The 26,945-nt window shown below is 72.2% G+C and carries 18 protein-coding genes; 5 read left to right on the forward strand and 13 right to left on the reverse strand.

What is annotated here, in order from left to right; translation table 11 throughout:
• The first annotated feature begins 22 nt into the window (after positions 1-22).
• Positions 23-9,442, forward strand: coding sequence for an SDR family NAD(P)-dependent oxidoreductase (locus tag ACFHWS_RS22555; protein ID WP_416568976.1), 9,420 nt, complete (start codon positions 23-25; stop codon positions 9,440-9,442).
• Between the two features lie 155 nt (positions 9,443-9,597).
• Here the strand turns inward: ACFHWS_RS22555 and ACFHWS_RS22560 are convergent, their stop codons facing one another.
• Positions 9,598-10,521 carry an alpha/beta fold hydrolase gene (locus ACFHWS_RS22560; RefSeq protein WP_416568977.1) on the reverse strand — a complete coding sequence of 308 codons (924 nt, stop codon included), beginning with the start codon at positions 10,519-10,521 and terminating at the stop codon, positions 9,598-9,600.
• Between the two features lie 209 nt (positions 10,522-10,730).
• Between ACFHWS_RS22560 and ACFHWS_RS22565 the strand changes: the two genes are divergently transcribed.
• The gene (locus ACFHWS_RS22565; RefSeq protein ID WP_416568978.1) at positions 10,731-10,979 is read left to right on the forward strand and encodes a DUF5988 family protein; all 249 of its coding nucleotides are present in this window, start codon (positions 10,731-10,733) and stop codon (positions 10,977-10,979) included.
• A gap of 71 nt (positions 10,980-11,050) precedes the next feature.
• On the opposite strand, the gene ACFHWS_RS22570 is transcribed toward ACFHWS_RS22565, so the two are convergent.
• Positions 11,051-12,199, reverse strand: coding sequence for a sensor histidine kinase (locus tag ACFHWS_RS22570; protein WP_416568979.1), 1,149 nt, complete (start codon positions 12,197-12,199; stop codon positions 11,051-11,053).
• A gap of 179 nt (positions 12,200-12,378) precedes the next feature.
• Positions 12,379-13,554, reverse strand: coding sequence for an FAD-dependent oxidoreductase (locus ACFHWS_RS22575; RefSeq protein ID WP_416568980.1), 1,176 nt, complete (start codon positions 13,552-13,554; stop codon positions 12,379-12,381).
• Between the two features lie 268 nt (positions 13,555-13,822).
• Between ACFHWS_RS22575 and ACFHWS_RS22580 the strand changes: the two genes are divergently transcribed.
• A complete protein-coding gene (locus ACFHWS_RS22580) occupies positions 13,823-14,884 on the forward strand; it encodes a YihY/virulence factor BrkB family protein (RefSeq protein WP_416557161.1) in 1,062 nt (353 codons plus the stop codon).
• Positions 14,885-14,912: 28 nt separating this feature from the next.
• On the opposite strand, the gene ACFHWS_RS22585 is transcribed toward ACFHWS_RS22580, so the two are convergent.
• The 3 genes from ACFHWS_RS22585 to ACFHWS_RS22595 all read right to left on the reverse strand — a co-directional run bounded on the left by ACFHWS_RS22585 (position 14,913) and on the right by ACFHWS_RS22595 (position 16,622).
• On the reverse strand, positions 14,913-15,647 hold the full coding sequence (locus tag ACFHWS_RS22585) for a Clp protease N-terminal domain-containing protein (RefSeq protein WP_416568981.1): 735 nt from the start codon (positions 15,645-15,647) through the stop codon (positions 14,913-14,915).
• A 53-nt stretch (positions 15,648-15,700) separates the two neighbouring features.
• Positions 15,701-16,120 carry a roadblock/LC7 domain-containing protein gene (locus ACFHWS_RS22590; RefSeq protein ID WP_416557159.1) on the reverse strand — a complete coding sequence of 140 codons (420 nt, stop codon included), beginning with the start codon at positions 16,118-16,120 and terminating at the stop codon, positions 15,701-15,703.
• A gap of 130 nt (positions 16,121-16,250) precedes the next feature.
• The gene (locus ACFHWS_RS22595; RefSeq protein ID WP_416557158.1) at positions 16,251-16,622 is read right to left on the reverse strand and encodes a hypothetical protein; all 372 of its coding nucleotides are present in this window, start codon (positions 16,620-16,622) and stop codon (positions 16,251-16,253) included.
• A gap of 226 nt (positions 16,623-16,848) precedes the next feature.
• Between ACFHWS_RS22595 and ACFHWS_RS22600 the strand changes: the two genes are divergently transcribed.
• Positions 16,849-17,874 carry a glutathione S-transferase family protein gene (locus tag ACFHWS_RS22600; RefSeq protein ID WP_416568982.1) on the forward strand — a complete coding sequence of 342 codons (1,026 nt, stop codon included), beginning with the start codon at positions 16,849-16,851 and terminating at the stop codon, positions 17,872-17,874.
• 72 nt (positions 17,875-17,946) lie between these two features.
• Here the strand turns inward: ACFHWS_RS22600 and ACFHWS_RS22605 are convergent, their stop codons facing one another.
• Both ACFHWS_RS22605 and ACFHWS_RS22610 read right to left on the reverse strand, forming a co-directional pair.
• Positions 17,947-18,171, reverse strand: coding sequence for a hypothetical protein (locus tag ACFHWS_RS22605; RefSeq protein WP_416557156.1), 225 nt, complete (start codon positions 18,169-18,171; stop codon positions 17,947-17,949).
• Between the two features lie 10 nt (positions 18,172-18,181).
• Positions 18,182-19,567 carry a dipeptidase gene (locus ACFHWS_RS22610; protein ID WP_416568983.1) on the reverse strand — a complete coding sequence of 462 codons (1,386 nt, stop codon included), beginning with the start codon at positions 19,565-19,567 and terminating at the stop codon, positions 18,182-18,184.
• Between the two features lie 90 nt (positions 19,568-19,657).
• Between ACFHWS_RS22610 and ACFHWS_RS22615 the strand changes: the two genes are divergently transcribed.
• Positions 19,658-21,136, forward strand: coding sequence for a plasmid pRiA4b ORF-3 family protein (locus tag ACFHWS_RS22615; RefSeq protein ID WP_416557154.1), 1,479 nt, complete (start codon positions 19,658-19,660; stop codon positions 21,134-21,136).
• 43 nt (positions 21,137-21,179) lie between these two features.
• Here ACFHWS_RS22615 and ACFHWS_RS22620 read toward each other — a convergent pair whose 3' ends face one another.
• From ACFHWS_RS22620 to ACFHWS_RS22640, 5 genes are all read right to left on the reverse strand, one after another.
• Positions 21,180-22,301, reverse strand: coding sequence for a M48 family metallopeptidase (locus ACFHWS_RS22620; RefSeq protein WP_416568984.1), 1,122 nt, complete (start codon positions 22,299-22,301; stop codon positions 21,180-21,182).
• Between the two features lie 31 nt (positions 22,302-22,332).
• Entirely contained in the window at positions 22,333-23,058 is a 726-nt protein-coding gene (locus tag ACFHWS_RS22625; RefSeq protein WP_416568985.1) for a uridine kinase family protein, read from the reverse strand.
• Complete coding sequence (locus ACFHWS_RS22630) at positions 23,055-24,650, reverse strand: cobyric acid synthase (RefSeq protein ID WP_416568986.1); 1,596 nt, start codon at positions 24,648-24,650, stop codon at positions 23,055-23,057. The genes ACFHWS_RS22625 and ACFHWS_RS22630 overlap by 4 nt, the downstream gene beginning before the upstream one ends.
• Positions 24,651-24,681: 31 nt before the next feature.
• Positions 24,682-25,710 (reverse strand): cobalamin biosynthesis protein, encoded by a 1,029-nt coding sequence (locus ACFHWS_RS22635; protein ID WP_416568987.1) that lies wholly within the window; start codon positions 25,708-25,710, stop codon positions 24,682-24,684.
• 165 nt (positions 25,711-25,875) lie between these two features.
• The gene (locus tag ACFHWS_RS22640) at positions 25,876-26,730 is read right to left on the reverse strand and encodes a single-stranded DNA-binding protein (protein ID WP_416568988.1); all 855 of its coding nucleotides are present in this window, start codon (positions 26,728-26,730) and stop codon (positions 25,876-25,878) included.
• Positions 26,731-26,945: the final 215 nt, after the last annotated feature.

Genomic DNA, 26,945 nt, shown 5'->3' on the forward strand with positions numbered 1-26,945 from the left:
TGCGACCTGCGGAGGAACCGCTGTGACGACCACCTCGAACGGCACGACGCCGTCCGCGCCGACGCCGCTGTCGCGCGCTCTCGACACGATCCGCAAGCTGCGGGCGCAGCTGGAGGCAAGTGGCGACAACCCGCCGATCGCGGTGATCGGTCTCGGGCTGCGCCTGCCCGGCGGGATCGACACCCTCGACGGGTTCTGGCAGGCCCTGGCGCAGCGCCGGGACCTGATCGGGCTGCTGCCGGCCGCCCGGCGGGCCCCGTTCGAGCTGGAGTGGGCACAGCTGCCCCAGCTCGGCGGGTTCCTCGACGAGGTCCTCGACTTCGACGCGGCGTTCTTCGGAATCAGCCCACGGGAGGCCAGGGCTCTCGATCCGCAGCACCGGCTGCTGCTGGAGGTCTGCCACGAGGCGCTGGAGCATTCGGCCCGGCCGGCGGAGCAGCTACGCGACACCCGTACCGGCTTCTTCGTCGGCATCACCCACCAGGACTACCGGGACTGGGAGCCGCACGGCGCCGACGCCTACTGGGCCACCGGGAACGGGCACTGCTTCGCGGCCGGGCGAGTGGCGTACGCGCTCGGGCTGACCGGCCCGGCGGTCGCCGTCGACACCGCCTGCTCGTCGTCGCTGGTCGCGATCCACCAGGCCAGTTCGGCGCTGCGGCGCGGCGAGTGCGAGGTAGCGCTGGCCGGCGGCGTCAACCTGATCATGTCGCCCCGCTCCACCCGGTTGCTCGGGCCGCAGATGGGTGCGCTCTCTCCAAACGGGCGGTGCAAGGCGTTCGACGCCCGGGCGAACGGGTTCATCCGGGGCGAGGGCTGCGCCGTGCTGGTGCTCAAGCGGCTGGACGCCGCCCGGCGCGACGGTGACGTGGTGCACGCCGTCCTGAACGGATCCGCGGTCAACCAGGACGGGCGGTCGTCCGGGTTCACCGCGCCGAACGTGCTGGCCCAGTCCGCACTGATCGGGGCGGCGCTGGCCGACGCCCGGCTCACCCCGGCCGACATTGGGCTGATCGAGACCCATGGCACCGGCACCGCGCTGGGCGACCCGATCGAGATGGAGGCAGTCACGACGGCTCTGGGCCGGCCCACCGGGGCCGACGACCCGTTGTACGTCGGCGCCGCCAAGACCAACGTCGGTCACCTGGAGGCGGCCGCCGGCGTGGTCGGTGTGGTGAAGGCGATCCTGTCGCTGCGGTACGGCGCCGTACCGCCGCTGGTGCACTTCTCCACCCTGAACCCCCGGATCGACCTGGCCGGCACCCGGGTGCGGATGCCCACCGAGCTACTGCCCTGGACGGGCCGGCCGGGCGGGCTCCGGCATGCCGGCGTCAGCTCGTTCGGGATGAGCGGCACCAACGCGCACGTCATCGTCGGCGAACCGGAGCCGGCCGAGGCACCGGCCGGACCGCCCGGCTCCACGCCAGGCCGCCACCAGCCGGTCGCGGGTGACGCCGTGCCGGTCACCGGGTTCGAGATCTCCGCCGGCAGCCGGCCGGCGCTGCGGGAACTCGCCGACCGGTACGGCCGGCGGCTGGCCGAATTGCGGCCGGAGCAGTACGCCGCATTCGCGTACACCGTCACCGCTGGCCGGACCCGGCACGCCGTCCGCGCCCGGGTCACCGCCGCCGATCCGGCGGCGGCCGCCGCCGCGCTGGCCGCGCTGGCCGACGGCACCGACGCCCCGACGGTGCAGGTCCACGAGGGGGACCTGCCGACGGCACTGCCCGACCTGCCGCGACAGGTGGTGGAGCTGCCGCACTACCCGTGGCAGCGGCAGCGGCACGCCCCACCGGTCGAGTCCGGACCCGCGTCTTCCGGCGTGGCGTCACCGACGGCACCTTTGTACAAACTGGACTGGCAGCCGATCGCCGGTCGGGACCCGGACGGCTGCACGCTGGTGCTCGCCGGTGACGACGGCGAGCTGCTGACCGCGCTGGCCGACGTGGCCCGGACAGATGGTTGGCCGACGGTCGTCCTCGGCCCGGCCGGGCTGCCGGCCGCGACCGAGCCGCTGCCGGCCGACGGCCAGCAGTGGCAGCCGTTCTGGCAGCGGCGTGACCCGGCCGAGAAGGTGCTGGTGCTACTCGCCATGGCCGCCGAAGCGCTCCCCGCCGAGCCGACTCCCGCCGAGCCGACTCCCGCCGAGCTCGTCAGCACAGACGACGGTGGGCTGGCCGGTGCCGGCGCGGCGCTGTGCGCGGCGGTGACCACCGCCGTACGGGCGCTACCCGGTGGTGCGCCCGACCGGCGGGTGGTGGTGCTGACCCAGGGTTCCCGACGGATCAGTGCCGACGATCCGGTCCGGGCCAGCACCCACGGCCTGCTGCACGGGCTGGCCCCGGTGCTCGGCCTGGAGCTGCCGGCCTGGGGCGGCCTGGTCGACCTGCCGGTCGACCCCGGGCCGGCGGACCTGCGGGCGGCGCTACGGGCACTGCCCGGCGCCGGCGAGGAGGACCTGCTCGCCGTCCGCCAGGGCACGGCGGCAACGGCCCGGCTGCGACCGGTGCCCGCCGACTACGCCCCGCAGCTGCCGATCGACCCGGACGGCAGTTACCTGGTCACCGGTGGGCTCGGCGGCGTCGGCCGCTGCCTGGTCCGCGACCTGGTCCGCCGGGGCGCCCGTCGGCTGCTGCTGACCGGCCGCCGGGCCGCCGACGACATCGCGCCGGCCGCTGCCGAACTGCTCGCCGAGCTGGCCGACGCCGGCGTCGAGGTGCACTACCGTACGGCGGACTGCGACGACCCGGCGGCGCTGACCCGAGCGCTCGCCGACGACCTGCCGCAGCTGCGCGGCGTCGTACACGCCGCCGGGCAGCTCACCCGTACGCCGCTGGCGGACGCCGACCGGGCTGCCTTCGAGCAGACCCTTCGCGGCAAGTTCACCGGCGCCTGGTGGCTGCATCTGCTGCTGCGGGACCACCCGCTGGACTTCTTCCTGATGGTCTCGTCGGTGTCGGCGCACTGGGGAGCCGACGGCTACGGCGGTTACGCCGCCGCCAACGGTGGGATCGACATGATCGCCAACCACCGGGTGTCCGCCGGCCTGACCGCGACGAGCATCGCCTTCGGACCGTGGACGGTCGACGGCTTGGTGGACGCGACCGATCTGGCCGAGCTGGCCCGCAGCGGTGTCGACCCGGTCACCGCGCAGACCGGTGCTGCCAGCTTGACCGCCCGCACGGCCAGGCCGGACGCGGTGCTGCTCTGCTGCCCGGTCCGGTGGGACCGGTTCGCCGCAGTGATGTCGGCCCGTCGGCCCCGGGCGCTGTACCGGGACCTGACCGCCGGATCCGCCGCCGGTGGCAACATCCTCTACTCCCCGGCCGGGCCGGCGTCGGGACCTGCCGACCCGGCCGGGGCCCGCGCCGCCGAGCCGCCCGCCGGTACCGGCGCGGCGGGACGCGAGCGTCTGCTGGACCTGCCCGTGCTGGCCCGACCAGCGGCGCTGCGCGACCAGGTCGGTGCGGTCGTCGCCCGGATCCTCGGTCACCCGGACGGCGAGCAGGTCCGCCAGGATCAGGGATTCTTCGATCTCGGCCTGGACTCGATGATGGCGGTCGATCTGGTCGACGCCCTGGCCGGCGAGTACGGCGTACCGCTGCAGGTGGCCGACGTCTTCGACCACCCGACGGTCTCCGACCTGGCCGCACTGATGCTGGGTCGGGTCGACTCCGGCGCCGTACCACCGGCCGGCGGGCAACGGCAGCATCCGACGGACCGACCGGCCGAGCCGGGCACCCCGGAGCCGACCCGGCCACCGGTCCCAGCCCCGGCCCCGGCACTCGCTCCGCAGCCGGCCGGCATCGGGACCGGCACCAGGACCGATGCCGATGCCCACCGTCACCCGGTGGCCGACGCCGCCGCCCCGGCCGGGGAGCCGATCGCGATCATCGGAATGGCCGGCCGGTTCCCCGGTGCCGACTCCATCGACGAGTTCTGGCAACTGCTGGTCGACGGCCGCGACGGAGTGGGCCCGGTGCCGCCACAACGGTGGAACGGTGCCGCGCTGCACGACAGCGACCCGATGAGGACCGGCACGATCACCACCGACCAGGGCGGCTTCCTCAGCGACGTCGACCGGTTCGACGCCGGGTTCTTCGGGATCCCCGCCCGGGAGGCACAGAGCCTGGATCCGCAGCACCGACTGCTGCTCGAGTGTGCCTGGCACGCGCTGGAGGACGCCGACGTCGACCCCACCGGCCTGGCCGGCGGCCGGACCGGTGTGTACATCGGCATCTCCAACTCCGACTACGCCCGACTACTGCAACGTGGCGGGCTCGACCAACTGGACGCGTACTTCGGCACCGGCACCTCGCTCAACGCGGCTGCCGGCCGGATCGCGTACCTGCTCGGTCTGCACGGGCCGGCGATCGCGGTCGACACCGCCTGCTCCTCGGCCCTGGTCGCGCTGCATCTGGCGATCCGCTCGCTGCGCAGCGGTGAGACCGACACGGCTCTGGTCGGCGGGGTGAACGTGATCATCTCGCCGGAGGCGTCGGTCGCGGTCAGCCGGGCCCACATGCTCTCCCCCACCGGCCGATGCAAGACGTTCGCCGCCGACGCCGACGGCTTCGTCCGTTCCGAGGCCGCCGCGGTGGTGCTACTCAAACCGCTGTCGGCCGCGCTGCGTGACGGCGACCGGGTGCTGGCCGTGGTACGCGGCAGCGCGGTCAACTCCGACGGGGCGTCGTCCGGCCTGACCGCGCCGAACGGGACCGCGCAGCAGGCGGTGCTGCGCGCCGCGCTCGCAGACGCCGGAGCGTCCGGCCCGCAGGTGTCCTACCTGGAGGCACACGGTACCGGCACCGCGCTGGGCGACCCGGTCGAGGTCCGGGCCGCCTGGCAGGTGCTCGGCGTCGGCCGGGCACCTGGTGAGCCGCTGCACCTCGGGTCGGTGAAGAGCAACGTCGGCCACTGCGAGTCGGCTTCCGGCATCGTGTCGGTGGTCAAGACCGTCCTGGCGTTGCGGCACGGCCGGCTGCCGGCCAACCTGCACTGTGCCGAGCTGAACCCGCAGATCGGCTGGGCGGAAATGAACGTCCGGGTGCTGGACGAGCCGGTACGGTGGCGCCCCGGCGGCCGGCCCCGCCTCGCCGGGGTGTCAAGCTTCGGCTTCTCCGGCACCAACGCGCACGTCGTACTCGCCGAGGCACCGCCGCAGGAGCCGGCCGGCGACGGGCCCGGCGGCCCGTGGCTGCTGCCGCTGTCCGCGCCGGACGAGTCCGGGCTGGACCGGTCGGTGTCGGCCTGGGACGAAGTGCTCGCCGGCAGCACTGACGCAGACCTGCCTGCGCTGGTCGGCAGCGCCGGTGCGGGCCGGGCCCACCTGCCGGTCCGCCGGGCCGCGCTCGCTTCGTCCGTCGAGGAGCTGCGCCGCGCACTGGCCCAGCCCGCAGGGGCCGCAGGGGGCGGCCGACCACCCCGGGCGGCTTTCCTCTTTTCCGGTCAGGGCAGTCAGTACTTCGGAATGGGCGCCGAACTGCACCGGACCGAACCGGTGTTCCGGGAGACCTTCGACGCCTGCGACGAGATCCTGGCCCCACGACTGGGCAGCTCGCTGCCCGAGCTGATGTGGCACGGCGCACGGCCGGAGCTGCTCGACCAGACCTGGGCGACCCAGCCGGCGCTGGTCGCGCTGGAGCTGTCCCTCGCCGCCCTCTGGGCGAGCTGGGGGGTCCACGCGTCGGCGGTGATCGGCCACAGCGTCGGGGAGATCGCGGCCGCGATCCACGCCGGCGTGCTCGACCTCGCCGACGGACTGGCGCTGGTGGCTCGGCGGGCGCGGCTGATGCAGGACACTCGGCCGGGCGCGATGCTGGCCGTCGCCGCCGAGCCGGACCAGGTCACCGAGTGGCTGGGCGGCACCACGTTGGACGTCGCCGCGATCAACGGCCCTCGCGCGGTCGTGGTGGCCGGAGTCGCCGAGGAGATCGCCGACTTTGCCGCCGGCCGCCGGGCCGAGGGGGTCCGTTGCCAGCAGCTGGTGGTGTCGCACGCGTTCCACAGCAGGCTGATGGAGCCGATGCTCCCCGACTTCGGGCAGGCCCTGGCGTCGCTGCCGAGCCGCCCGCCGGCGCTGCCGATCGTGGCGAACCTGACCGGGCAGCTCGCCGGGCCGGACACCTACCTCGGCGACTACTGGTGCCGGCACGTACGTCAGCCGGTCCGCTTCCACGACGGCATCGGCCAGCTGCGCCAGCTGGGCATCGACGTCTTCCTGGAGATCGGGCCGGGACGTACGCTGGCCGGTCTGGTCACCGCAGGAGGGTCGGCACCGGACGGCGGGGTGGTGACTTCGCTACGGCGGGGCGCCGCCGACCGGGCCACGCTGCTGGACGCCGTGCGCAGCCTCTACCTCGCCGGACAGCCGGTCCGGTGGGCGGCGGTACAGCCGCCGCGACCACGATCGGCCGGGCAGCGGGCAGCGCGGTACCCGTTCGCCAACACCCGGTACTGGACACCGCTGGCCGACCCGTCGCCGTCATCGTCGGCTACGGCTACGGCTACGGTGGACGGGTCGACGACGGGACGGCCGCCGGCAGCGCCGACCGGGCAGCCGACCCAGTCGCATGTCGGGCGGGAACTGCGTTCGCCGGCGTTCCGTGGTCGTGTCTTCGAGTTCAGCCGCAGCGCCGCGTTCCCCGCCTACCTGACCGATCACCGGCTCTACGGCACGGTGGTCACTCCAGCCGCGTCACATCTGGCCACCCTGGTGCAGGCGTTGGCACCGGACGGCAGCCCGGTGACGCTGACCGATCTGGTCTGCCCCCGGGCGCTGGTGATCACCGAGCAGGAACGGTACGACGTCCAGCTGACCGTCGACCGGGCCGGCGGCCGGCTCGCGGTGAGCAGTCTGGTCGACGCCGACCGGGACCTCTGGCAGGAGCATCTGGCGGCCCGGGTACGGCCTACGGCGACGACGACAGGCCCGGCGGCACCGAATCCTGCGGTGGCGGACCTGACGCCACCGGACCCAGCTGCCGACCGGGCGGCCTTCATCGCCTCGGCACAGCGGCACGTCACCGGCGCACAGTTCTACGCGTACTTCCGCGACCTCGGCTACACCCTCGGTCCGTCGTTCCGGTGGATCGCTGACATCTGGCTGGGCCGGGACGAGGCGCTGGTCCGCTACGTTCAGCCGCCGCTGCCCGACGACCCGACGGACTACCAGCTGTATCCGGGGCTGATCGACTCCTGTTTCCAGAGCATTGCCGGTTTCCTCGTCGACGAGGTCGCCGAGGAGGCTCCCGCGCTGGCCATCCCGTTCGCCGCGGCCCGACTGGAGTTCCCGGCCCGGGACCGGATCGACGGGGAGCTGTGGGGACGGGTCCGGGTCCGCGACGCCGAGCCGCTGCCCCGTGGCCGCAGCCGGGTCACCGCCGCCGATCTGCGGCTGGCCACGCCGGACGGGGCGACGCTGCTCGCGGTCGACGACTTCCGGGTCCGGCACGCGCCCCGGGAGCTGCTACGCCGGAGCCTGCGCGATGACCCGGCGGGCCTCTACACGGTGCGGTGGCAGCCGGCCGACGACGGCCGAATCCCGGACACCGACCTGGCGGGTGCCGGCGGGCGCGACACGACCACACCGGCGGGTGCAGCCCGGCCGGGCGGGTCCCGGTCGGTGCTGCTGGTTGGCCCGGCGACCGACTTCGCCGAGGCGCTGGCGGCTGGGCTACGCGACCTCGGACACCCGGTGGACGTCGCCCGGTCCGGACCCACCTCCGGGGCGGACCTCGTGGTCGACCTCAGATTCCTGGCCCTGGCCGGTCCCGGCACGGACCCGACCGGCACGGACCCGACCGGCGACGCCGCCGGGCCGGTGCCCGCTCCGGTGCTCGCGCTCGGCGAGTCGCTACGGGGCCGGTCCACGTCCACGCCGTACGTGGTGGTTTGCCCGGCCGACGACAATGCCGCACCCGACCGGGAGGCGCTCTGGGGAATGCTGGCCGCCGTCGAAGCGGAGGAGTCACAGCGGCGGCTGCTGCGGGTCGACCTGGTCGAGCCGGCCCCGCCGGCAGCGGCCCGGCTGAGCCGACAGCTCGACGCGGTGCTGGCCGGTGGCGTCACCGAGCCCCGGCTGCGGCTGCACTCTGACGGGGTCGAGGTGCCCCGGCTGGCCGCCGTCGAACCCGGTCCGGTGTCGAGTTGGCCGGACGGTGTCCTGATCAGTGGCGGTCTGGGCGCGCTGGGGTTGAGCGTCGCGCGAATCCTGGCCGACGGTGGCACCCGGACGGTCACTCTGGTCGGCCGGTCGGCCCCGGGTGCCGATGCCCGGGCCGCCATCGACGAGCTGGTCGCCCGGGGGGTACGGGTCGAGGTCGTCGCTGCGGATGTCGCCGATCCGGCCGGCTGTGCCACGGCCGTCGCCGCGGCGGGCCGGCTCGGTCCGCTGCAGGCCGTCCTGCACCTGGCCGGCACGACCGACGACGGCGCTTTCGCGACGCTGCCTTGGCCGGCGTACGAGAAGGTCTTTGCCGGCAAGGTGGGCGGTGCACGGGCACTGGCCGACGCGGTACGCGGCCTTGACCTGACCGCCTTCGTGCTCTTCTCGTCGGTGTCGAGTGTGTTCGGGTCTGCCGGTCAGGTGAACTACGCGGCCGCCAACGGTTATCTGGACGGGCTGGCGACGGCGCTGCGCGCCGACGGCGTACCGGCGGTCAGTGTCAACTGGGGCCCCTGGGAACCGGCGGGCGGCAGCGGCCTGGCTGCGACGGACGCGGTCCGACGGGCTGCCGGGCAACTGGGCGTGCGTGCCCTCACCGACGCGGAAGCGGCACCGCTGCTGGCCGCCGCGCTCGGCGCGCAGCGCACCCGGCTGGTCGCGATCGCCGCGGACCTGGCCCGGTACGCCGGGCGGGCCCCCGGGCACCCCCGGGCTGCGCTGGTCCGCGAGCTGGTCGCCAACGCCTCCGCTACGGTCCACGACCGGTCGGCGGGCGACCGGCCCACGGACCAACCGGTGGAGGCCGGCCGGCCGGCGGGTTGGCTGCGCGGCATGCTGCTCGGGCTGGCCGGCCCGGACCGGCAGGATCGGCTGCGTTCGGCGATCGCGGACCTGGTGGGTGAGACGATCGGCGACACCGGACGGATCGACGACAGTCGCGGCTTCGCCGAGCTGGGCCTCGATTCGATCATGGCGATCGACCTGCGTGCCCGGCTGTCACACGCGCTCGACGTCGAGTTGCCGGCGACCGCCGCGCTGGACCACCCGACGGTGCGGGCAATGACCGCCTTCGTGGACAGCCGGCTCCCGGCGGCGAACCAGCCGGGCGGCGCACCGGGGCCAGCGGAGCTGGCAGAACCCGCGCGGCCGGAGTCGGCGGTTCCGGAAGCACCCGCGCCGCCGGTGGAGTCGGCGGTGGACATCGCTGACCTGACCTCGCTCTCCCTCGACGACCTGATTGAGGCGGCCCGGGCCGATCTCGCCGCCGGACCCTGACGACCACGCCGGTGGTGTGGTGCCACGGCGTGGCACCACACCACCGGCGGCGACGGTCGCGGCCGCACGGCCGGGTGTTCGTCGGCTGCCGGTCCAGGCCGGGTCAGGCCGAGTCAGGCCGGGACCAGGCCGAGTCAGCCCGGGACCAGGCCGAGTCAGGCCGGGACCAGCTGGCGAATGTGGTCGATCACGTCATTCCACAGATCGCGGGGCAGGATGCCGTGCCCGAGTCCTGGATAGGTAACGAGCTGGGCACCGGGAATCGCCGCTGCCGTCGCCTCGCCGCCGGGCAGCCGCCATATCCGGTCCACCTCGCCGTGCACCACCAACGCCGGGATGCGCAGCTTTGCCAGGCCGGCCCGACGGTCCCGGGACGCCATCAGAGCCGCCTCGTGCCGTAGCCGCCCGGCCTGGTCGTAGCCGCGGTCGAAGGCCCGCCGGCCCATTTCGCGCAGCCAGTCCACGTCCATGTCATAGCCGGGCGAACCGATGAACTCGTACAGGTCCACCATCAGTTGACCAGCGTCGTCGCGGTCGGTGACTGGCTGGTCCTGCATCCGCTGCAGCTTCATCGCGGTACGCATCGAAAGCCGGCCGATCCGGGGTGTCGCGGTCGCGGCGATCGACGTGAGGCTGAGCAGCCGGTCCGGATGTTCGATCGCCAACTGCTGGGCGACCATCGCGCCGAGGGAGATGCCCACCACGTGCGCCCGCTGCCAGCCGAGCGCGTCGAGCACGGCGAGCGCGTCGCCCGCCATGTCCTCGAGGCGGTACGTCGCGGCACCCGGTCGAAGCATCATCCGCAGGATGGTCGGTCGCCCGTCGGCGTGCAGATGGGTGGAAGCGCCGACGTCGCGGTGGTCGAATCTGGCCACGGCGAAGCCCCGCTCGGTCAGCGCCGAGCAGAAGTCGTCGTGCCACATGATCATTTGCATGCCGAGGCCCATGATGAGCAGCAACGGGTCACCCTGCGGGTCACCGAGACGCTGGTACGCGATCTCAATCTCCTCGGGACGCGTCGCGCTCACCCGCGACGTCGCCGTACCCGTCACCTGAGCAGGTCCTGGTCCAATCGTCATGCGTCGAGCGTGCTGCGCCGCCCTTGAGCACCGGTTGATCCGGCCGCCGCCAGCCGGTGCCACCGGTGCCGGCGCTGCTCCCACGCTGCTCAAGGGCTTCTCTAGCGCCGATCGTTAGCGTCACAGCAACAGCCACGGACCACCGCAGCCGGGTCGGACGCCAGGTAGCGATCGGCCGGCAGGTGACTCGCAGAAATCCGGAGGTGCCGATGTCCGACCACCCCAACCCGGTCCACCCGGCCGGAGTGGACCCCGCGATGGTGACGGCCGTCCTGCACGGCGGTCCGGCGAGTCTCACCGCTGAGCAGCGCCGCCGGCTGGTGACTCCCGGACAGCGGAAAATCAAGATTCCATGGCTCGGCGGCTATGAGCACTTCGAGCGCGAACTCGTCACCGGCGTCGACCACGGAACGGCCGTGGTCTTCCAGTGGACGACCCGAACCCGGGTAGCAGAGTAACCGTCAGGCCCGATTGACCATCAGGACCGGCCGACGCGAGTACCCACCGCCTCCGGCCGGGGCGGAGCCGGTCAGCCCCGGACCATCGGCGCCACGGTCTGTGGCAGCTCGGCACGCAGCACGAACCAGCCGTCGCGGGGACCGACGCACAGGTCCCCGCCGATGAGCTGCACCCGTTCGGCCAGGCCGGTCAGCCCGGTACCGGACGGCGGCGCGCAGGTCAGCCCCGCGCCCACCCCGTCGTCGTGCACCTCCAGGATGAACCGTCCCTCGCGGCGGGTCACCGCGATCGCACAGCGACGCGCGTGGGCGTGCCGGACGATGTTCGTGGCGGCCTCCCGGATCAGCCAGGCCGCGCACTCCTCGATCGGCTCCGGCAGTTCGTCGAGGGTGCCACGGACACTGACCACGACACCCGACGCCTGCAGCAACGCCTCGGCGGACTGTGCCTCCACCGCCAGCGAGACTTTCCGGTAACCGGAGACAGCTGCCCGTACCTCGGCCAGCGCGTCCCGCGCCACCTCGGCCACCTCGGCCATCTCGGTCACCGCCCGGTCCGGCGCCGAGTCCACCATCCGGGCGGCGAGATCGGCCTTGAGGGTCACCGCGGACAGCCGCTGGCCGAGGATGTCATGCAGGTCACGGGCGATCCGGAGGCGTTCCCGGGCCACCGCCAACTGGGTCAGCTCGGCCCGCGCCTGCAACAACTGCATCGAGGTGTCGATCTGGTTGTAGATTGCCACCTGCACGCCGCTGGTGATGGCGATCAACAGGATCAGGATCACGACCGAGTCGGCGCTGACCCGCAGCAGGCCCACCGCGATGGCCACGAAGACCACGGTGTGGCCGACCACCAGCGCCGGCCACCACCGTAACGGGCAGTTGATCAGTAGCATCACCAGGCTGAAGAAGGCCAGCCCGGACAGCCAGTCGTAGCGCAGTTGTGGCACCATCGCCAGGCCACAGATCAACGTCACGGCGACCGTCACCGGCGCACGGTTGGTGTGCAACTGGGGAGTGTTGTGGACGACCACCCGGGCGTACCCGAGCACGAACAGTGCAAGTCCTACGTAGAGTGCCTGGTTGCGGTCATGCACGACGCTCAACGGAAAGGCGAGAAACGCCAGGCAGGACAGGGCGAACAGGCGTACCTGGATACCGCGTCGACGGAGCCAGAATTCCCGTCCAGGAAAGACCTTCGCCTCCGCAACGGCGCTCATGCTGGCAATTCAACCACGCGACGTCCAGAGAATCCGCCAGCTGATCGTCCAGCGTCGATCGAGACCAAACGGTTCGATCGACGCCGAACGGGCGGCGGCCCGTATCGGTCGTTGCGGCCACCCGACGGTGGTCAGTCGGACAGTGATCCGACCACCGACACCGGTCGGACCGACGCTGGTCAGACGCGGACCTGGCGGTGCCACTCCACGTCGTACGCCAGCAGCCAGGAGGATGCCCCACCCCAGAAGTACCGGCGGTAGAGCGGAGCGAGAGCGACGTCGAGCCAGCCGCGGCCGGGCAGATTGCGGAACCGGCCGTACCGCGTGCCGGCGCGCAGCGCCCGCTCCGTCCGGGACCGACGCATCGATTCGTACGCGGTCAGCGCCACCGGCACATCGTCGATGTCGCGCAGACAGCGACCGAGCACCACGGCGTCCTCCAGGGCGAGACCGGCACCGAGCCCGTACCCGACGGGGTGGGCGGCGTCACCGAGCACCACCATCCGGCCCCGCCGCCAGTGCGCCAACCGCTGCGGCAGGTGGAGCGGCACCGGGCGGCCCAGCGCGGTGCACTGCGCGATCAGTGTGGCGCACGGGGTGTCGCCCTGGCCGTACTGCGCGGACAGCCGGCTCCGCCAGCCCTGCTCGCTGATGCCGGCCAGTTCCGCCGGGTCAAGGTCGCCGGTGGGCACCAGCGCGTTCCACCAGACGGTGCCGTCCGGCTTGGCGGTGTACTGGAAGCAGCCCTGTCGGCTGACCACCAGATGCAACGTCCCGGCCGCGATGCCCGGCAGCCGAGTCACCCCGTCGATCGCGCAGTGTCCGCCGTACTCGGGCGGTGGCGCCGCGTTGCTGATCACCCGGCGCACCCGCGAATGCGTCCCATCGGCACCGACGAGCACGTCGCACTCCACCCGGGCCCCGTCGATGAACTGCGCGGTCACTCCACCAGTGCTGCTGGTGGCACCGGCCAGCCAGCGGCCGGTATGGACCTCCGCTCCGGCCCGGACCGCTTCGTCGCGAAGTACGGACACCAGGTCGCCACGCATGATCGACAAATTCATCGGCCGGTTGGCCAGGCGATGGGCCCGGGACAGTCGACCCAGCAGCCGGCCTTCGCTGTTCCACAGGCACAGCCGGTTCACCACGATCCCGCGTGCCTGTATCTGCTCCAGACAGCCGACCGATTGCAGCGCTCCAAGCGCGTTGGCGGTCAGGTTGAGAAAGCCTCCGGTCGTCCCGGCTGGATCGAGGTACGCCTCGTAGACGGAGGTTCCGATGCCGGAACGGGCCAACGCGACTGCGGTCAGCGATCCGGCGAGCCCGGCACCGACGATCGTGGCACGAAGTGTCATCCGGATTCCTTCCGTCGTGTATGTCACGCGCCCAGAAGTGTGCCGCCAGGTACTGCAGCGCCCCTTGAGATGCGGTCGGCGACAACCGGCTGCCGACGGCCGACGTTCATCGTCGCATCCGGCCCCGGGTACATGTCCGACCCGAATTGGCATACCAGGGCGTGCCCTGGAAGTCGATTGGCCCGTCCGGCGCAGGCCGGCGCCCGAGGATTGGCCGGGACGGCGGTTGGGCAGGATCCTCGTACCGTACCGATCGGAGGTCGCCACGATGTCGACAGCGGGTACCACAGGGACTCAGCCGGACCGGGACGGGCCGGCGACCAACCGCCGTGACCCGGACGATCCCGGCCGGCCGCCGGTGGGGCCGGACGACGGGCCGGCCAGTCCTGCCCGGCTGTCAACTGCGTCGCTGTGGGCGGCCGCTCGGCGTACGGTCCGCGAGGTCACCGCCGACGCGGTGCCCGACCTGGCGGCCGGGCTCACTTACTACGGCGTACTGTCGATCTTTCCTGGTCTGTTGGTGCTGGTGTCGGTGCTCGGGCTGCTCGGCGGCGGCGCTACCGATGACGTCCAGGGTGTGATCGGTGGTCTCGCGCCCGGCGAGATCGGCGGCTTTCTCGACCAGTCGATCGCCCAGGTCCGGGAAAACTCCGATACGGCCGGCCTGGTGGCCGTCGTCGGTCTACTCGCCGCCTTCTGGTCGGCGTCCAGCTACATCGGGGCCTTCATGCGGGCCGCGAACGCCATCTACGACGTGCCGGAAGGTCGCCCGATCTGGAAGACGTTGCCGATCCGGCTGGGCGTCACCGCAGTCATCGGGCTGATGCTGATCGCCAGCGCGCTGATCGTGGTCTTCACCGGGGAGTTGGCCGCCCGGACTGGGGAACTGCTGGGCGTCGGGCCGGAGGCGGTCGCCGCCTGGGACATCGCCAAGTGGCCGGTGCTGGTGGTTCTGGTCAGCCTGATGTTCTCGATCCTGTACTGGGCCACGCCGAACGCCCGACAGGGCGGGTTCCGGTGGGTGAGCCCGGGCAGCGTCCTGGCGGTGCTGCTCTGGCTGCTGGTCTCCGCCGGCTTCGCGTTCTACGTCGCCAACTTCGGGTCGTACAACGAGACCTACGGTGCCATCGCCAGCGTGATCGTCTTCCTCGTCTGGTTGTGGCTGACCAACATCGCGATCCTGCTCGGCGGCGAGTTGGACGCCGAACTGGAGCGGGGCCGGGCGATCGCGGCCGGGCATCCGGACGGCCGCGAGCCGTACCTTCAGCTGCGGGACACCCGGAAGTTGCCCGCCAACCGCCAACCGCCTGCCGCCGAGACCGACGGCTGACGGCTGACGGCTGACGGCTGACGGTCGATCAGGCCGCCGGCAGGTCCTCCCGGGAGGCCGCAGAGCGGAGGTACGTCTCGACGTCGGGTTTGGTGACTCCCAGATCGGCCAGCGGGCCGGCCCCGGCGGCGTACTCCAGCAGGGCGAGCAGGATGTGGGCCGTCCCGACCATCCGGTCGTCGAACCGTAGCGCCTCGCGGAAGGTCAGCTCCAGCACCTTGCGCACCTGGGCGTCGAACGGGACGAGCTCCGGCACGTGGTCGACTGCCGGCGGCAGGGCCGCCGCCGCCACCTGACGAATCCGATCCGGGTCGCCCACCCGATCGGCCAGAACCCGGGCGGCGAGGCTGTCCAGGTCGGTCAGCAGGGCCAGGACGAGGTGCCCGGTGGTGATCTCGTCGTTGCCGGCCCGGCGGGCCTCGTGCTGGGCGGCGACCACCACGTTGCGGGCCTGCGGAGTGAACCGGCCGAACCCCTGCTGCGGGTCGAGGTCGTTGGGTTCCTCCGGGGTCTTCGGCACGAACCGCTTCTGCGCGGCCTGTTTGCTGACCCCGATGCTGCGCCCGATCTCGGTCCACGACGCGCCGGACCGGCGGGCCTGATCGACGAAGTGGCCGATCAGGTGATCGGCGAGCTCGCCAAGGTGGTCGCCGACGACGACGGCGCTGCTGAGCTGAGCGAGTCGGTCGTCACTGGCTCGTTTGATTTCGGCGATCAGGTCGTCGAGGCGGACCGGATTGCCGAGCGGCAGATATTCGGACATGCGTCAACCATAGGCTGACGCATGTCCGACGTCAACCCTAGGTTGACGTCTGCTCAGAGGCGTACCTGGTTCGCCAGGTGCTCGTCAAGCATGGTGGTCAACCGACCGGCCACTCCGCGCGCCTCGATATGCAACCGGGCTACGTTCAACCCGTCGGCACCGAGCACCGCGAGTAGCGCACTGTCGTTGATCGCGTACACCGAGAAATAGCCCTTGTGACTACGGACGGTGGACTCCCGGAACGGGCCCTGCCGCAGCGCGAGGCCGGTCTGCCGGCCAAGTCCGAAGGTCGCCGCCGCGAGCGCCGCCAGGTCGTGCGGCTCTGTCCCGTCGGTCAGATCGTGCAGCAGCAACAGCCCGTCGACACCGGCGATCACCGAGCCGATCACGCCGGTGACGCCGTGTTTCAGCGAGGCAAGTTCAGCGGACGCCGGATCCGGAGACGACGGAACGCCGCCGATGGTTCCAGACATGACTGATCTCCGTTCGACGGTACGGCGCGACTGTCGTCGTTCCACCCCGGGTAGCGTCCTCGCCAGGAAGGGCTACCGAGCGCACCCGGCTGCCCGCCCCGGCGAGCAGACAAAACTCCTACCGACCCGGTCAGAGCTCGAGCGAGGCCTCGACCTGTCGCAGGTGGTGCCGGGCCAGGGCCAGGTTCGACCGGGAACGGTTCAGCGCCAGGTAGAAGAACAGGCCTTGACCGGACCGGGAGGAGACCGGGCGGATGAGGTGGTACTGGGTGTCCAGCGTGATGAGAATGTCCTCGATGCCGTCAGCGATCTTCAACATCTCCAGGGTGCGCATCTTGGCCCGGACCACGTCCGTGTTCCCTGCCGCAGCCACCGCGAGATCCATCTCAGCGGATCCACCGGCGGTACCGAGTGTCATGCCGCTGGAATAATCGACCAGCGCGGCACCGATGGCACCCTCGATGCTCATCGCGTCCTTGAGTGCCGTGTCGAGTGAAGCCATGCCCTGCCTCCGGGTGATTTCAGGTGGGTCAACGCCCACCGGAGAGTTGCACGACGATGAGCCAGGGTGCACGTCGCCGGGCGATAACTGGCTGAGCAGACTACCAACCCCCGTCCGACGTCCACCGAAGCCACCGGCACGACCGATACCGCACAGGAGGCTGCCGCTGTCGACCCGACTGCGTCCGGACCAGGTGCGGCGCGCGTCGAATGGGTACGGTGCAGACATGGCGAAGACGGCAGACGGCAGCTACGTCAACCCCGGCGGTGAGTTCACCCGCGATCAGCGGTACATCGCGACCCGGATCACCGCCGACGGGCGCGACGGATATCCGGTGGAGCCGGATCGATACCGGTTGGTGGTCAGCCGGGCGTGCCCGTGGGCAAACCGGGCGATCATCGTCCGCCGGCTGCTCGGTCTGGAACAGGCTCTGTCGATGGGCGTGGCCGGGCCCACCCACGACAAGCGCAGCTGGACCTTTGACCTCGACCCGGACGGACGCGATCCGGTACTCGGTGTCGAACGGCTGCAGGACGCCTACTTCGCCCGGTTCCCCGGCTACGATCGGGGCATCACCGTGCCGGCGTTCGTCGACGTGCCGACCGGGCAGGTGGTGACCAACGACTACGCCCAGATGACCATCGACCTGTCCACCGAGTGGACCGCGTACCACCGCAGCGGCGCGCCGCAGCTCTACCCGGAGCCGCTGCGCGACGAGATCGACGAGGTCAACTCAGTGGTCTTCGCCGACGTGAACAACGGGGTCTACCGATGCGGGTTCGCCGGCAGCCAGCAGGCCTACGAAGCGGCGTACCGACGGTTGTTCGACCGGCTCGACTGGCTCTCCACGCGACTGGAGAACCAGCGTTACCTGGTCGGCGACACTATCACCGAAGCCGACGTACGACTGTTCACCACGCTGGTGCGCTTCGACCCCGTCTACCATGGACACTTCAAGTGCAACCGGCAGAAGCTGACTGAGATGCCGGTGCTCTGGGCGTACGCCCGGGATCTGTTCCAAACGCCGGGGTTCGGGGACACCATCGACTTCGACCACATCAAACGGCACTACTACGAGGTCCACCGGGACATCAACCCGACCGGGGTGGTACCGGCCGGTCCGGACCTGACCAACTGGCTGACCCCGCACGGACGCGACAGGCTCGGCGGGCGCCCGTTCGGCACCGGCAGCCCGCCGGGGCCGCCACCGGCCGCCGAGCGCGTGCCGGCCGACCACACTCCGCTGGCCTGAGACCGACGTCCGTCGGCCCTGACCCTCCGTCGGTCGGCCGGGACCCAGGTCACGGCCGACCGACAGACCAGGTCACGGCCCGCTTGAGACGCCAGCCGTGACCGGCTCCTCGACCCGCAGACCGTGGGCACGCACCTCGTCGGCCACCCGGGTCAACGCGGAATCAATGGCGCAGAGGGCGACCGAGACCTCGCCGAGCTGGGCGCGCAGCGACTCCTCGGACCAAGCGGAGACGCTGACGCCCCGCAGAGCACTGACCGCGGCGTCGAGCCGCGCAATCACCTCGTTCGTACTCATGTTCGAAACACTAGCGTACCGGCGGAAGCCCGCGCAGCTGAATCGCCGGATCCGCCACCGCCGCGAGCAGGAGCGCCTCGGCCAGGCAGACCCGGGCGAACTCGCCCAGATGCAGGCTCTCGTTCGGCCCGTGGGCGGCGGTGTACGGGTCCTCCACCCCGGTCACCAGGATCGCCGCGTCCGGAAACATCTCCTGGAACGTGGCGATGAACGGAATCGAACCGCCGACGCCGACGTCCACTGGCGCCACGCCGTCCCACGCCGCGGCGAACGCCGCGCGGGCCGCGTCGAAGTACGGACCAGTCGCGTCAATCACACAGGCGTCGCCGTCACTTTCCAGGCTCACCTCGACCCGCGCGCCCCACGGGGCCTTTGCCCGCAGATGTGCGGTCAACGCCGCGTACGCCGCCGACGGATCATCGCCCGGGGCCAACCGCAGACTCAGCTTGGCCCGCGCCGCCGGCACCAGGGCATTGGGGGCACAGTCGGTGGCCGGGGCGTCGATACCGAGCACGGCCAGCGCTGGCTTGGTCCACAGCCGGTCGGTCAACGCGCCGGTGCCGGTGAAGCCCACCCCGTCGACCATGCCGGCCTCGTCCCGCATCCGCTGCTCCGGCAGATCCACGGCGGAGCCCGTCCGGCCGACCAGGCCCGGCACCGCCACATCGCCGGCCTCGTCGTGCAGGGTGGCCAGCAGCCGGCAGAGCGCGGTCAGCGCATCCGGCACCGGACCGCCGAACATGCCACTGTGCACCGCCTGCTCAAGGGTGCGGACCTCGACGAAACAGTTGACTAGGCCCCGCAGCGACGTCGTCAACGCCGGTACGCCGATCTCCCAGTTCGCCGAGTCGGCGATCACGATCACATCGGCGGCGAGCTCGTCGCGGTGGGCGCCCAGCAGTCGGGACAGCGACTCGCTGCCGTACTCCTCCTCGCCCTCGACGAAGAGCACCACGCCGACCGGCAACGCGTCGCCGAACGCCCGCAACGCGGCGATGTGCGCCATGACTCCGGCCTTGTCGTCGGCGGCGCCCCGCCCGTACAGCCGGCCGTCCCGCTCCACCGGCTCGAACGGGTCACTGGACCACAGCGCCGGATCGCCGATTGGCTGCACGTCGTGGTGGGCATACAGCAGCACCGTCGGGACGCCGGGCGGCGCCGGCCGGCGGCCGAGCACTGCGGGCTGCCCGCCGGCCCGGACCACCTGCACGTCCAGCCCGCAGCCCCGGGCCAGCTCGGCGACCGCCGCGGCGGACCGCTCCACCTGGCTGTGGTCGAACCCGTCGAAGGCGATACCGGGGATGCGGATCAGCCGCTCCAGGTCGGCGCGGACCCCGGGCAGCTCCCGGGCGATGGCGGACCGCAGGTCGGCGGCGGTGGGAATGGCAGTCGTCATCCGACGATGGTAGGGGCCGTCCGGTGCTCACCCGACGACACGCCGGGGGCTCGCCTCGCGCCGCCGCAAGCGAACGGGCACACTGGCGCGATGGACGGCACCGACAACCCCGAACCGTGCGACTGCCCCGGCTGCAGTGAGGCACCCGGCGACGTCATCGGCACCCTGCTGAGCGGCGCCGCCGCCCTGGTCGACGACGATGACCCGATCGCCGCCGAACTCACCGGCGCGATGTTCGTCGCGATGGTCGGCGACGAACCCGACCCCGACGGCGTCCGCCCGCTGCGCGACGGGCTCATCCCGCAGCTCGCCGACCGAGGCGGCCCCGAGGCGGTGGCCCTGCTGACCGCGATCGCCGCGGTGTCGCCACCGCCCGCCGCCGAGGCTGCCAGGGCCGCGGCGGCGACCATCGCCGGGACAGGCGTACCGTGGCCGAAGTGGGCCGACGAGGTCGCCGCCGAGGTGACGGTGGACGACTGCTGGCGGATCGACAGCCCCGACGGGACCGACTCGGTCTTCACCGTCGCCTTCCGACGGGCCGGCCGTAGGCACGCCATGATGGTGATCGTCGATCACGCCGACTGCGCGGCCGCTCAGGACATCCTGCTGTTGGACGGTGACCAGCTGCCGGCGGCCCTGGACGAACTGACCCGGGATCAAGGCACCACCCGGACCCGACTCGACCCGGCCGACCTGCGGTGGCACGTCGAGCAGGCGTTGGACGCCCGCAGCGTGCACGACGAGGCCGACGCCGAACTCGACGACGAACCGGAGCTCGACGACGACGAGGGGCCGCCGTACCCGGTGCTGGCCACCCTGCTGGACGCCCGGCTGGCCACCATGCCGGAGTCGGACCGGCCGCCGGCCCCGCACCATGACGCCGGTCCCGACGACCTGGCGGACCTGCTCCCCGGCCTGCTGGACGGCGGCGGGTTCCCCGCGCAGCGCCGTCCCGGGCCGGTCCGGCCGGCACCGACGCGCAAGCTGCCGGCCAAACGGAAGAAGTCACAGGGACCGGCGCCGGTCTACCGGGTCGACGTGGTGCTGGCCGACAGCGAGCCGCCGGTCCGGCGGCAGTTGGAGGTCGTGGGTGATACTCCGCTGGAGGACCTGCACCACGTGATCCAGTCGGCGTTCGACTGGGACGACAGCCACCTGCACCTGTTCGAGACGCCGTACGGCGATTTCGCACCGCCCGGCGACCGGACCGGGCACCAGTCGGAGCGCAAGGTCACCCTGGAGCAGGTCGCCCCGGCCGTCGGCGACACGATTGCCTACCGGTACGACTTCGGCGACGACTGGACCCACGAGATCACCGTCGCGGCGGTCACCGACCGCGACCCGACGGCGGTCTACCCCCGGTGTACGGGAGGCGAGCGGGCTGCCCCGCCGGAGGACTGCGGCGGCGTCTTGGGCTACGCCCATCTGCTCAACGTACTGGCCGACCCGTCCCATCCGGAGTACGCAGACCGACGCGATTGGCTCGGTCTCGACGACGGGCAGGCACCCCTGGACCCGGAGCGGTTCGATCCCGACGTGATCGAGCGGCGGCTGGCCGCGCTGCGCTGACCGGCGGCAGGTCGGCCCCGCCGGCCACCAGGCCGGCCTGAAGTCAGCTCCGCCGACCACCCGGCCGGCCGGTGGAGCTGGCCGCGCCCATCCAGGACCGAGCGCGGCCGGCGGCGCCGCTGGCCCACTCGCCGACGTCGGCCGCGCCGGAACCCAGCCGACGCAGCAGGCCGACCAACGGATCCTGGCTGCGGCCGAACTCCTCGCGGTACGCCTGCGCGGCGGCCTTGATCTCATCGGTCACCGAAGCGGTCGGGTCGTCGGCACGGCGCGGGTAGTCACCGGCCAGCACCTGCGCGTACCCACCGGAGTCGATCCACTGCCGCAGTGCCGCAGCCCGCGCCACCGGCACCGGGTGGGTGCTCCAGGCGGTCATCCGGAACTTGTGCAGGCTGTCCCGCAGGTCACCGCCGCCGTCGTACTCGGCGGCCTGCTCCAGGAACGCGGCGGTGTCGATCTGGCTGAGGTCGCCGCCGCCGGCCAGCTTCATCAGCAGCCGCTGCGCCGCCGCCGGGTCCTGACCGGCGAGCAGCCCGGCACGGTCGCCGGACAGCTCCGCCTTGCGCCACCACTCCAGCATCGCTGCGCTGATCGCCCGCAGCGCGATCGCGCCGACCGGCAGCCAACTCAGGTTCGCCGCCCAGCGGGTCAGGATGGTGAGAATCGTCTGGTAGACGGCGTGACCGCTGCGGACGTGCCCCAGCTCGTGGCCGAGCAGCGTCCGCAGCTCGGCGTCGTCGAGCTGCTGTACGCAGGCGGTGTTGATCACGATGAACGGTTTGTCCAAGCCGATGGCCTGAGCACCGAGCACCGGGGACTGGGTCACGAACAGCTCCGGCAGCTCCGGCACGTCCAGCGCGGTTGCCGCCTCGGCGAGCAACCGGTGCACCCGGGGGTACTGGCGGTGGTCGACCCGGATCACCGACGCCAGGTAGCTGAGCCGGAAGGCCCGCTCGTTCCACATCCCGAAGAATGTCCGGACCACGTCGTCGAAGCCACGCAGCTCACGGAGCGCGGTCAATGCGCCCCGGTCGGCCGGGTGCTCCCAGGCACGGGAGCTGATCCCGGTCAACGTGATCCGCCGCCGGTCCGGCGGGGTGGTGACGTCCGGCGTACCGCAGCTGGCCGCAGCCGTGGGCGTGGTGCCGTCGTCGTCTGCGGTCATGGCGGACGCTCCCCGGGATCGGCTGACTGGCCTACCCGGCCGATGGTGCCCCACCGGCGCCACCGGCGTCTACGTCCGGCCAGTCCCGGATCCACCCGTACGCCAGCTGGCCGGACCGGAGCTGGCCGGACTCGGGCTCAGCAGCGCCGTCGACGAGCAGGTCGACCGCACCGGGCGTACCGTCGGCGGAGATGAACCGCTCCTCGGCCCGCCGCCAGCGGTCGAGCGTCGGCTGTATCGCGGCCCCGTCGCGGGTGAGCGACCGGGCCAGGCGCACCGATTCTGGTGCGGTGACATAGACCGACAGCGTCGCGGCCGGCCGGACCGCCGCGCGGGCCGCGCTCACCCCTTCGATCACGAGTACGGCGGGCGGCTCGATCACGGTCCAGCCGTCGCCGAACCGCCCGGCGGCCCAGTCGTATCGTCGGTAGCGGGCCGGCCGGCCGGTCCGCAGCGGGTCGAGCACGCAGGTGCTGAGCCGGGGCCAGAATGTGAACTGGTCACGCCAGCCATCCAGCAGGTCGTCGGTGTGCACGACCGCCACGGCGGGGTCGGCGGCGGTGCTGAACGGCTCCGTGGCCGACTCCGGCGCTGTCGCCGTGATCGTCGCGCAGGCAGTGGCCAGGCGGTCGGCGAAGGTGGACTTGCCGGCGCCGCTCGGGCCGTCGACGACGACGAGCCGGACCCGGCCGAGGCGGGCCGGGGCGGCGTACACCCGCCGGGCCAGACTCTCGAAGGTCGAGATCCCCCGCGTCACCGGGGAGCTCCGGGTGGGATGAACGGTAGTCCGGCCGGCGGCCCGGACTCGATCAGCCGCCACAGCGCGGCGGTGTCCAGGTGCTCCTCCACCAGGTCGCCGAGTAGATCGAGTCCGCGTTGGCGCAGCGCCGTGAAGCTGGTGTCCGGCGCGACGGCGAAGCCGTGCCGGCCGGCCTGGCGGGCCACGTCGGTGAGGTAGCGGCGACGGAACTCGTCGGACTCGAAGGCACCGTGCCAGTGGGTGCCGCACACCGGACCGAGCCGTACGCCCTCGGTGCCGCCCGTCGCGCCAGGGCCGGTGCCGGTGCCCACCTCGGTGCCGGTGCCGGTGAACAGCGGCGAGATCGACCCGTCGGACCGGGAGATGTACCCGTGGTGAATCTCGTAGCCGCGCACCGGGACGTCGCTGTAGGCCCGCCCCGCGCTGCGGGTCACGGTCTTGTGCTCGGCGAAGGTGATCTCGACGGGCAATAGGCCAAGCCCCGGTACCGTGCCCCGGCGGCTCTCCACCTCGTCGTGGATCACCCGGCCGAGCATCTGGAAACCACCGCAGATGCCGAGCAGCGGGCGGCCAGCGCTGGCGTGCGTGGTCACCGCCGCAGCCAGCCCGGTCCCCCGCAACCAGGCCAGATCGTCCACGGTCGATTTTGTGCCGGGCAGGACGACAAGGTCGGCGGCGGCAACCTCGGTCGGGTCGACGGTGAGCCGGACCTGCACGCCCGGCTCGGCAGCGAGCGCTTCGAGATCGGTGGCGTTGGACATCCGGGGTAGTCGCACCGTCGCGACCCGCAGGATGTCGCGGCCGCGCGGCGCCGTGGGTCGTCCGATCGTCTGGCCGTACGCCAGCGAGTCCTCACCGTCCAGCCAGAGATCGGGCTGCCAGGGCAACACCCCGTAGGTGGGTCGGCCGGTCACCTGGTGCAGCATGTCGACCCCGGGCCGCAGCAACTCCTGATCACCACGAAATTTGTTGATCACGAACCCGGCGATGTGTTCCTGGTCCTCGGCGCTGAGCAGGGCTACGGTGCCGAACATGGCGGCGAAGACGCCACCCCGGTCGATGTCACCGACGACGATCGCCGGCAGCCCGGCATGCCGGGCCAGCCCGAGGTTGACGAAGTCACCAGCCCGCAGGTTGATCTCGGTTGGGCTGCCGGCTCCTTCACAGATCACCACGTCGTACTCGCCACGCAGCTCGGCGAGGGTGGTGTGCACGGCGTCGGCGAGGCGGGAGCGCATCGCGCGGTAGTTGGTCGCGGTGACGGTGTCGACCGCCTCCCCGAGCAGCACGACCTGGCTGGCCCGGTCACTGCCCGGTTTGAGCAGGACCGGATTGAACCGTACCTGCGGCTCCAGCCCGCAAGCGGCTGCCTGCACCGCTTGCGCCCGTCCGATCTCGCCGCCCCGACCGTCCGACCCGACGACCACCGCCGAGTTGTTGGACATGTTCTGTGCCTTGAACGGCGCGACCCGCACCCCACGCCGGTTCAGCCATCGACAGATTCCGGCGGTGAGCAGGCTCTTGCCCGCGTCGGAGGTGGTCCCGGCGACCAGTAGGCCACCACCGACAGGGCCAGCACTCCCCGGCACCCCGGCCTCCCTTCCGCTCCTGGTCCTACCGCTACCGGCGGCGGATGGCCCGCACGGCGGTTCTGACCGCCTGCGCGGTCAGCTGCGCGGCGGCCAGCTGCACCACGGGAGCCGCCAACACGGACACTGCCGCAGCGGTGTTGCCGACCCGCCGGGACAGCGTCGCTGCCCGGCGGATCTGCCGAGGTGAGGGGCGCGGACCGTCACCAAGATACGGACGCACCTCGGAACGCCCGAAGTAGACGTTGCGCCCACCGAGCCGGACCCCGAGCGCCCCGGCGAACGCCGCCTCGCACTGACCGGCGTTGGGGCTCGGATGGTCGGCGCGGTCCCGACGCCACACCCGCCAGGCCCGTGCCCGGTCGCCCTTGACCGCTGGCGACCACCACACGGCGGCCAGCCCGGTGAGCCGCGACGGCACGAAGTTCAGCAGGTCGTCGAGTCGCGCCGCGGCCGTGCCGAACCGTTCGTAGCGCGACGACCGGTGCCCGACCATGGCGTCCAACGTGTTCGCCGCCCGGTAGCCGACCAGGCCGGGCAGACCTGCGACGGCCCCCCAGAACAACGGCGCGACCACGGCGTCCGAGGTGTTCTCGGCGACGGACTCGACGGTCGCCCGGGCCAGCTCCGGCGCGTCGAGCGTGGCCGGGTCCCGGCCGCAGAGATGGTTGAGCCGGCGTCGGGCCGCTGGTACGTCTGCCCGGTGCAGCGCCCGCGCCATCACCTGTGCCTCGGTCCGCAGCGTCCGCCCGCCGAGCACCGCCCAGGTGGTGCCGGCGACGAGAGCAGCCCGGGCGATCGGATGTCGTCGGGTCAGCACCGACGCCGCCACGGCGGCGATCACCGGCCCCCCGACGGCCACGGCCGTGTAGGCGACGCCGGCCCGACGGGTCGGCCGGTACAGCCGGCGCTCGGCGGCACCGGCCAACCGGCCGTACCCGGCGACCGGATGCCAGCGGCGGGGGTCGCCGAACAGGGTGTCCAGGGCGTAGCCGGCGACCAGACCGCCGACCGTGGCGGCGGCGGCCGACGCGTTGACCCTGCCAGCGCTGGTAGCCACTCCGGCAGCCTACGTGGAGCCGGTGGCCGGTGGCCGGTGGCGGGTGACGGGTGACGGGTGACGGGTCGGCTGACGGTCACCGGTCACCGGTCGGTCGACCGTCGGCGCGGTGGTACGGCAGACGGGTCCGTACCACCGCGCTCGTCGGCATGGGGCCGGCCAGGGTCAGACCGGCACCGCCGTCCGGCTCCGCGACCGCCGGGCCCGGCTGGACGAAGCCGGCTGCTCCTCGGCCGGCAGCGGATCGCCGATCGGGTCGTCGGAATTCCCGTCGCCGCCGGGCGACCGCGACGACGGCGTATCCATCAGCATGTCCGATGGCTCGTCGCGGTGACCGGAGTCGCCGCCCGTCGTCGCGATGCCGGCTCCGGGGTCCTCGGTCGAAGCGGCGACTGTGCCGGCCTGAGCCGAGGCGGACTCGGCCGCCTCGGCGGCGAGCAGGTCCACGGCGAGGGTGACCGGCCGGCCACCCGGACGGTTCGGTTCCCCTTCGACCGGCGACGGCACTGACGGTTCCAGGAACATCGGGTCGTCGTCACCGTCGAACAGCTCGTTGCGGGTCGCCGGCACCTCGTCGGCCGGCACCTCGGCGGTGACCTCACCCTGCACCCGCCGCTCCGGGTCGTCCCCGTCAACCTCGCTGGTCGCCAACGTCGGCCGGTTGCGGGTGAACCGACCCCGTCCTCGGGCCAGGTCATGGCCGACCGCCACGGCCTCCATCTCGTACTGCAGGCGGTTGTTGCCGTCGCCGTCGACCCAGTCGCGGGTGTAGAGCCGGCCGACCACGACGACCGGGTCGCCGAGCATGACCGAGGAGCAGACTCCTTCGGCCAGCTTGCGCCAGCAGTTCACCCGGACCCGCAGGCTGTTGCCGTCGACCCAGCGGTTGCTCTCCCGGTCGAGCCGGCGCGCCGTCGAGGCCACTTTGAAGTTGGCGACCAGTGTGTTGGTCTGGGTGGTACGCCGCCACTCCGGCGTGGTCAGCACGTTACCGACAACCGTCACGTACGTATCGAACATCGCATCTCCGCAAGGGGCTCGTCGGATTGATCTGATCGAGTCGACTCGATGCTCAGCATTGATGGACGGCACCCCTGCCGGCCAGCCACGGTCCGGCGGCGCTGTGGACAGATCCCCGGCTGTGGACAACCGCTCCGATACCGAGTTGATCTGCTAAGAGCGACCGGCAATAGGGTCCAAGATCCGGACATGCGGGTACCTGGAAGTAGTAGGCA

Origin of the sequence: Micromonospora sp. LOL_013 (genome assembly GCF_048060315.1) — a bacterium.
Classification (GTDB): domain Bacteria; phylum Actinomycetota; class Actinomycetes; order Mycobacteriales; family Micromonosporaceae; genus Micromonospora_E.

What these genes read in the sequence shown, in the direction of transcription:
- ACFHWS_RS22560 (WP_416568977.1), bottom strand. Translation starts at nt 10,521, where the DNA reads ATGACGATTGGACCAGGACCTGCTCAGGTGACGGGTACGGCGACGTCG.
- ACFHWS_RS22565 (WP_416568978.1), top strand. Translation starts at nt 10,731, where the DNA reads ATGTCCGACCACCCCAACCCGGTCCACCCGGCCGGAGTGGACCCCGCG.
- ACFHWS_RS22570 (WP_416568979.1), bottom strand. Translation starts at nt 12,199, where the DNA reads ATGAGCGCCGTTGCGGAGGCGAAGGTCTTTCCTGGACGGGAATTCTGG.
- ACFHWS_RS22575 (WP_416568980.1), bottom strand. Translation starts at nt 13,554, where the DNA reads ATGACACTTCGTGCCACGATCGTCGGTGCCGGGCTCGCCGGATCGCTG.
- ACFHWS_RS22580 (WP_416557161.1), top strand. Translation starts at nt 13,823, where the DNA reads ATGTCGACAGCGGGTACCACAGGGACTCAGCCGGACCGGGACGGGCCG.
- ACFHWS_RS22585 (WP_416568981.1), bottom strand. Translation starts at nt 15,647, where the DNA reads ATGTCCGAATATCTGCCGCTCGGCAATCCGGTCCGCCTCGACGACCTG.
- ACFHWS_RS22590 (WP_416557159.1), bottom strand. Translation starts at nt 16,120, where the DNA reads ATGTCTGGAACCATCGGCGGCGTTCCGTCGTCTCCGGATCCGGCGTCC.
- ACFHWS_RS22595 (WP_416557158.1), bottom strand. Translation starts at nt 16,622, where the DNA reads ATGGCTTCACTCGACACGGCACTCAAGGACGCGATGAGCATCGAGGGT.
- ACFHWS_RS22600 (WP_416568982.1), top strand. Translation starts at nt 16,849, where the DNA reads ATGGCGAAGACGGCAGACGGCAGCTACGTCAACCCCGGCGGTGAGTTC.
- ACFHWS_RS22605 (WP_416557156.1), bottom strand. Translation starts at nt 18,171, where the DNA reads ATGAGTACGAACGAGGTGATTGCGCGGCTCGACGCCGCGGTCAGTGCT.
- ACFHWS_RS22610 (WP_416568983.1), bottom strand. Translation starts at nt 19,567, where the DNA reads ATGACGACTGCCATTCCCACCGCCGCCGACCTGCGGTCCGCCATCGCC.
- ACFHWS_RS22615 (WP_416557154.1), top strand. Translation starts at nt 19,658, where the DNA reads ATGGACGGCACCGACAACCCCGAACCGTGCGACTGCCCCGGCTGCAGT.
- ACFHWS_RS22620 (WP_416568984.1), bottom strand. Translation starts at nt 22,301, where the DNA reads ATGACCGCAGACGACGACGGCACCACGCCCACGGCTGCGGCCAGCTGC.
- ACFHWS_RS22640 (WP_416568988.1), bottom strand. Translation starts at nt 26,730, where the DNA reads ATGTTCGATACGTACGTGACGGTTGTCGGTAACGTGCTGACCACGCCG.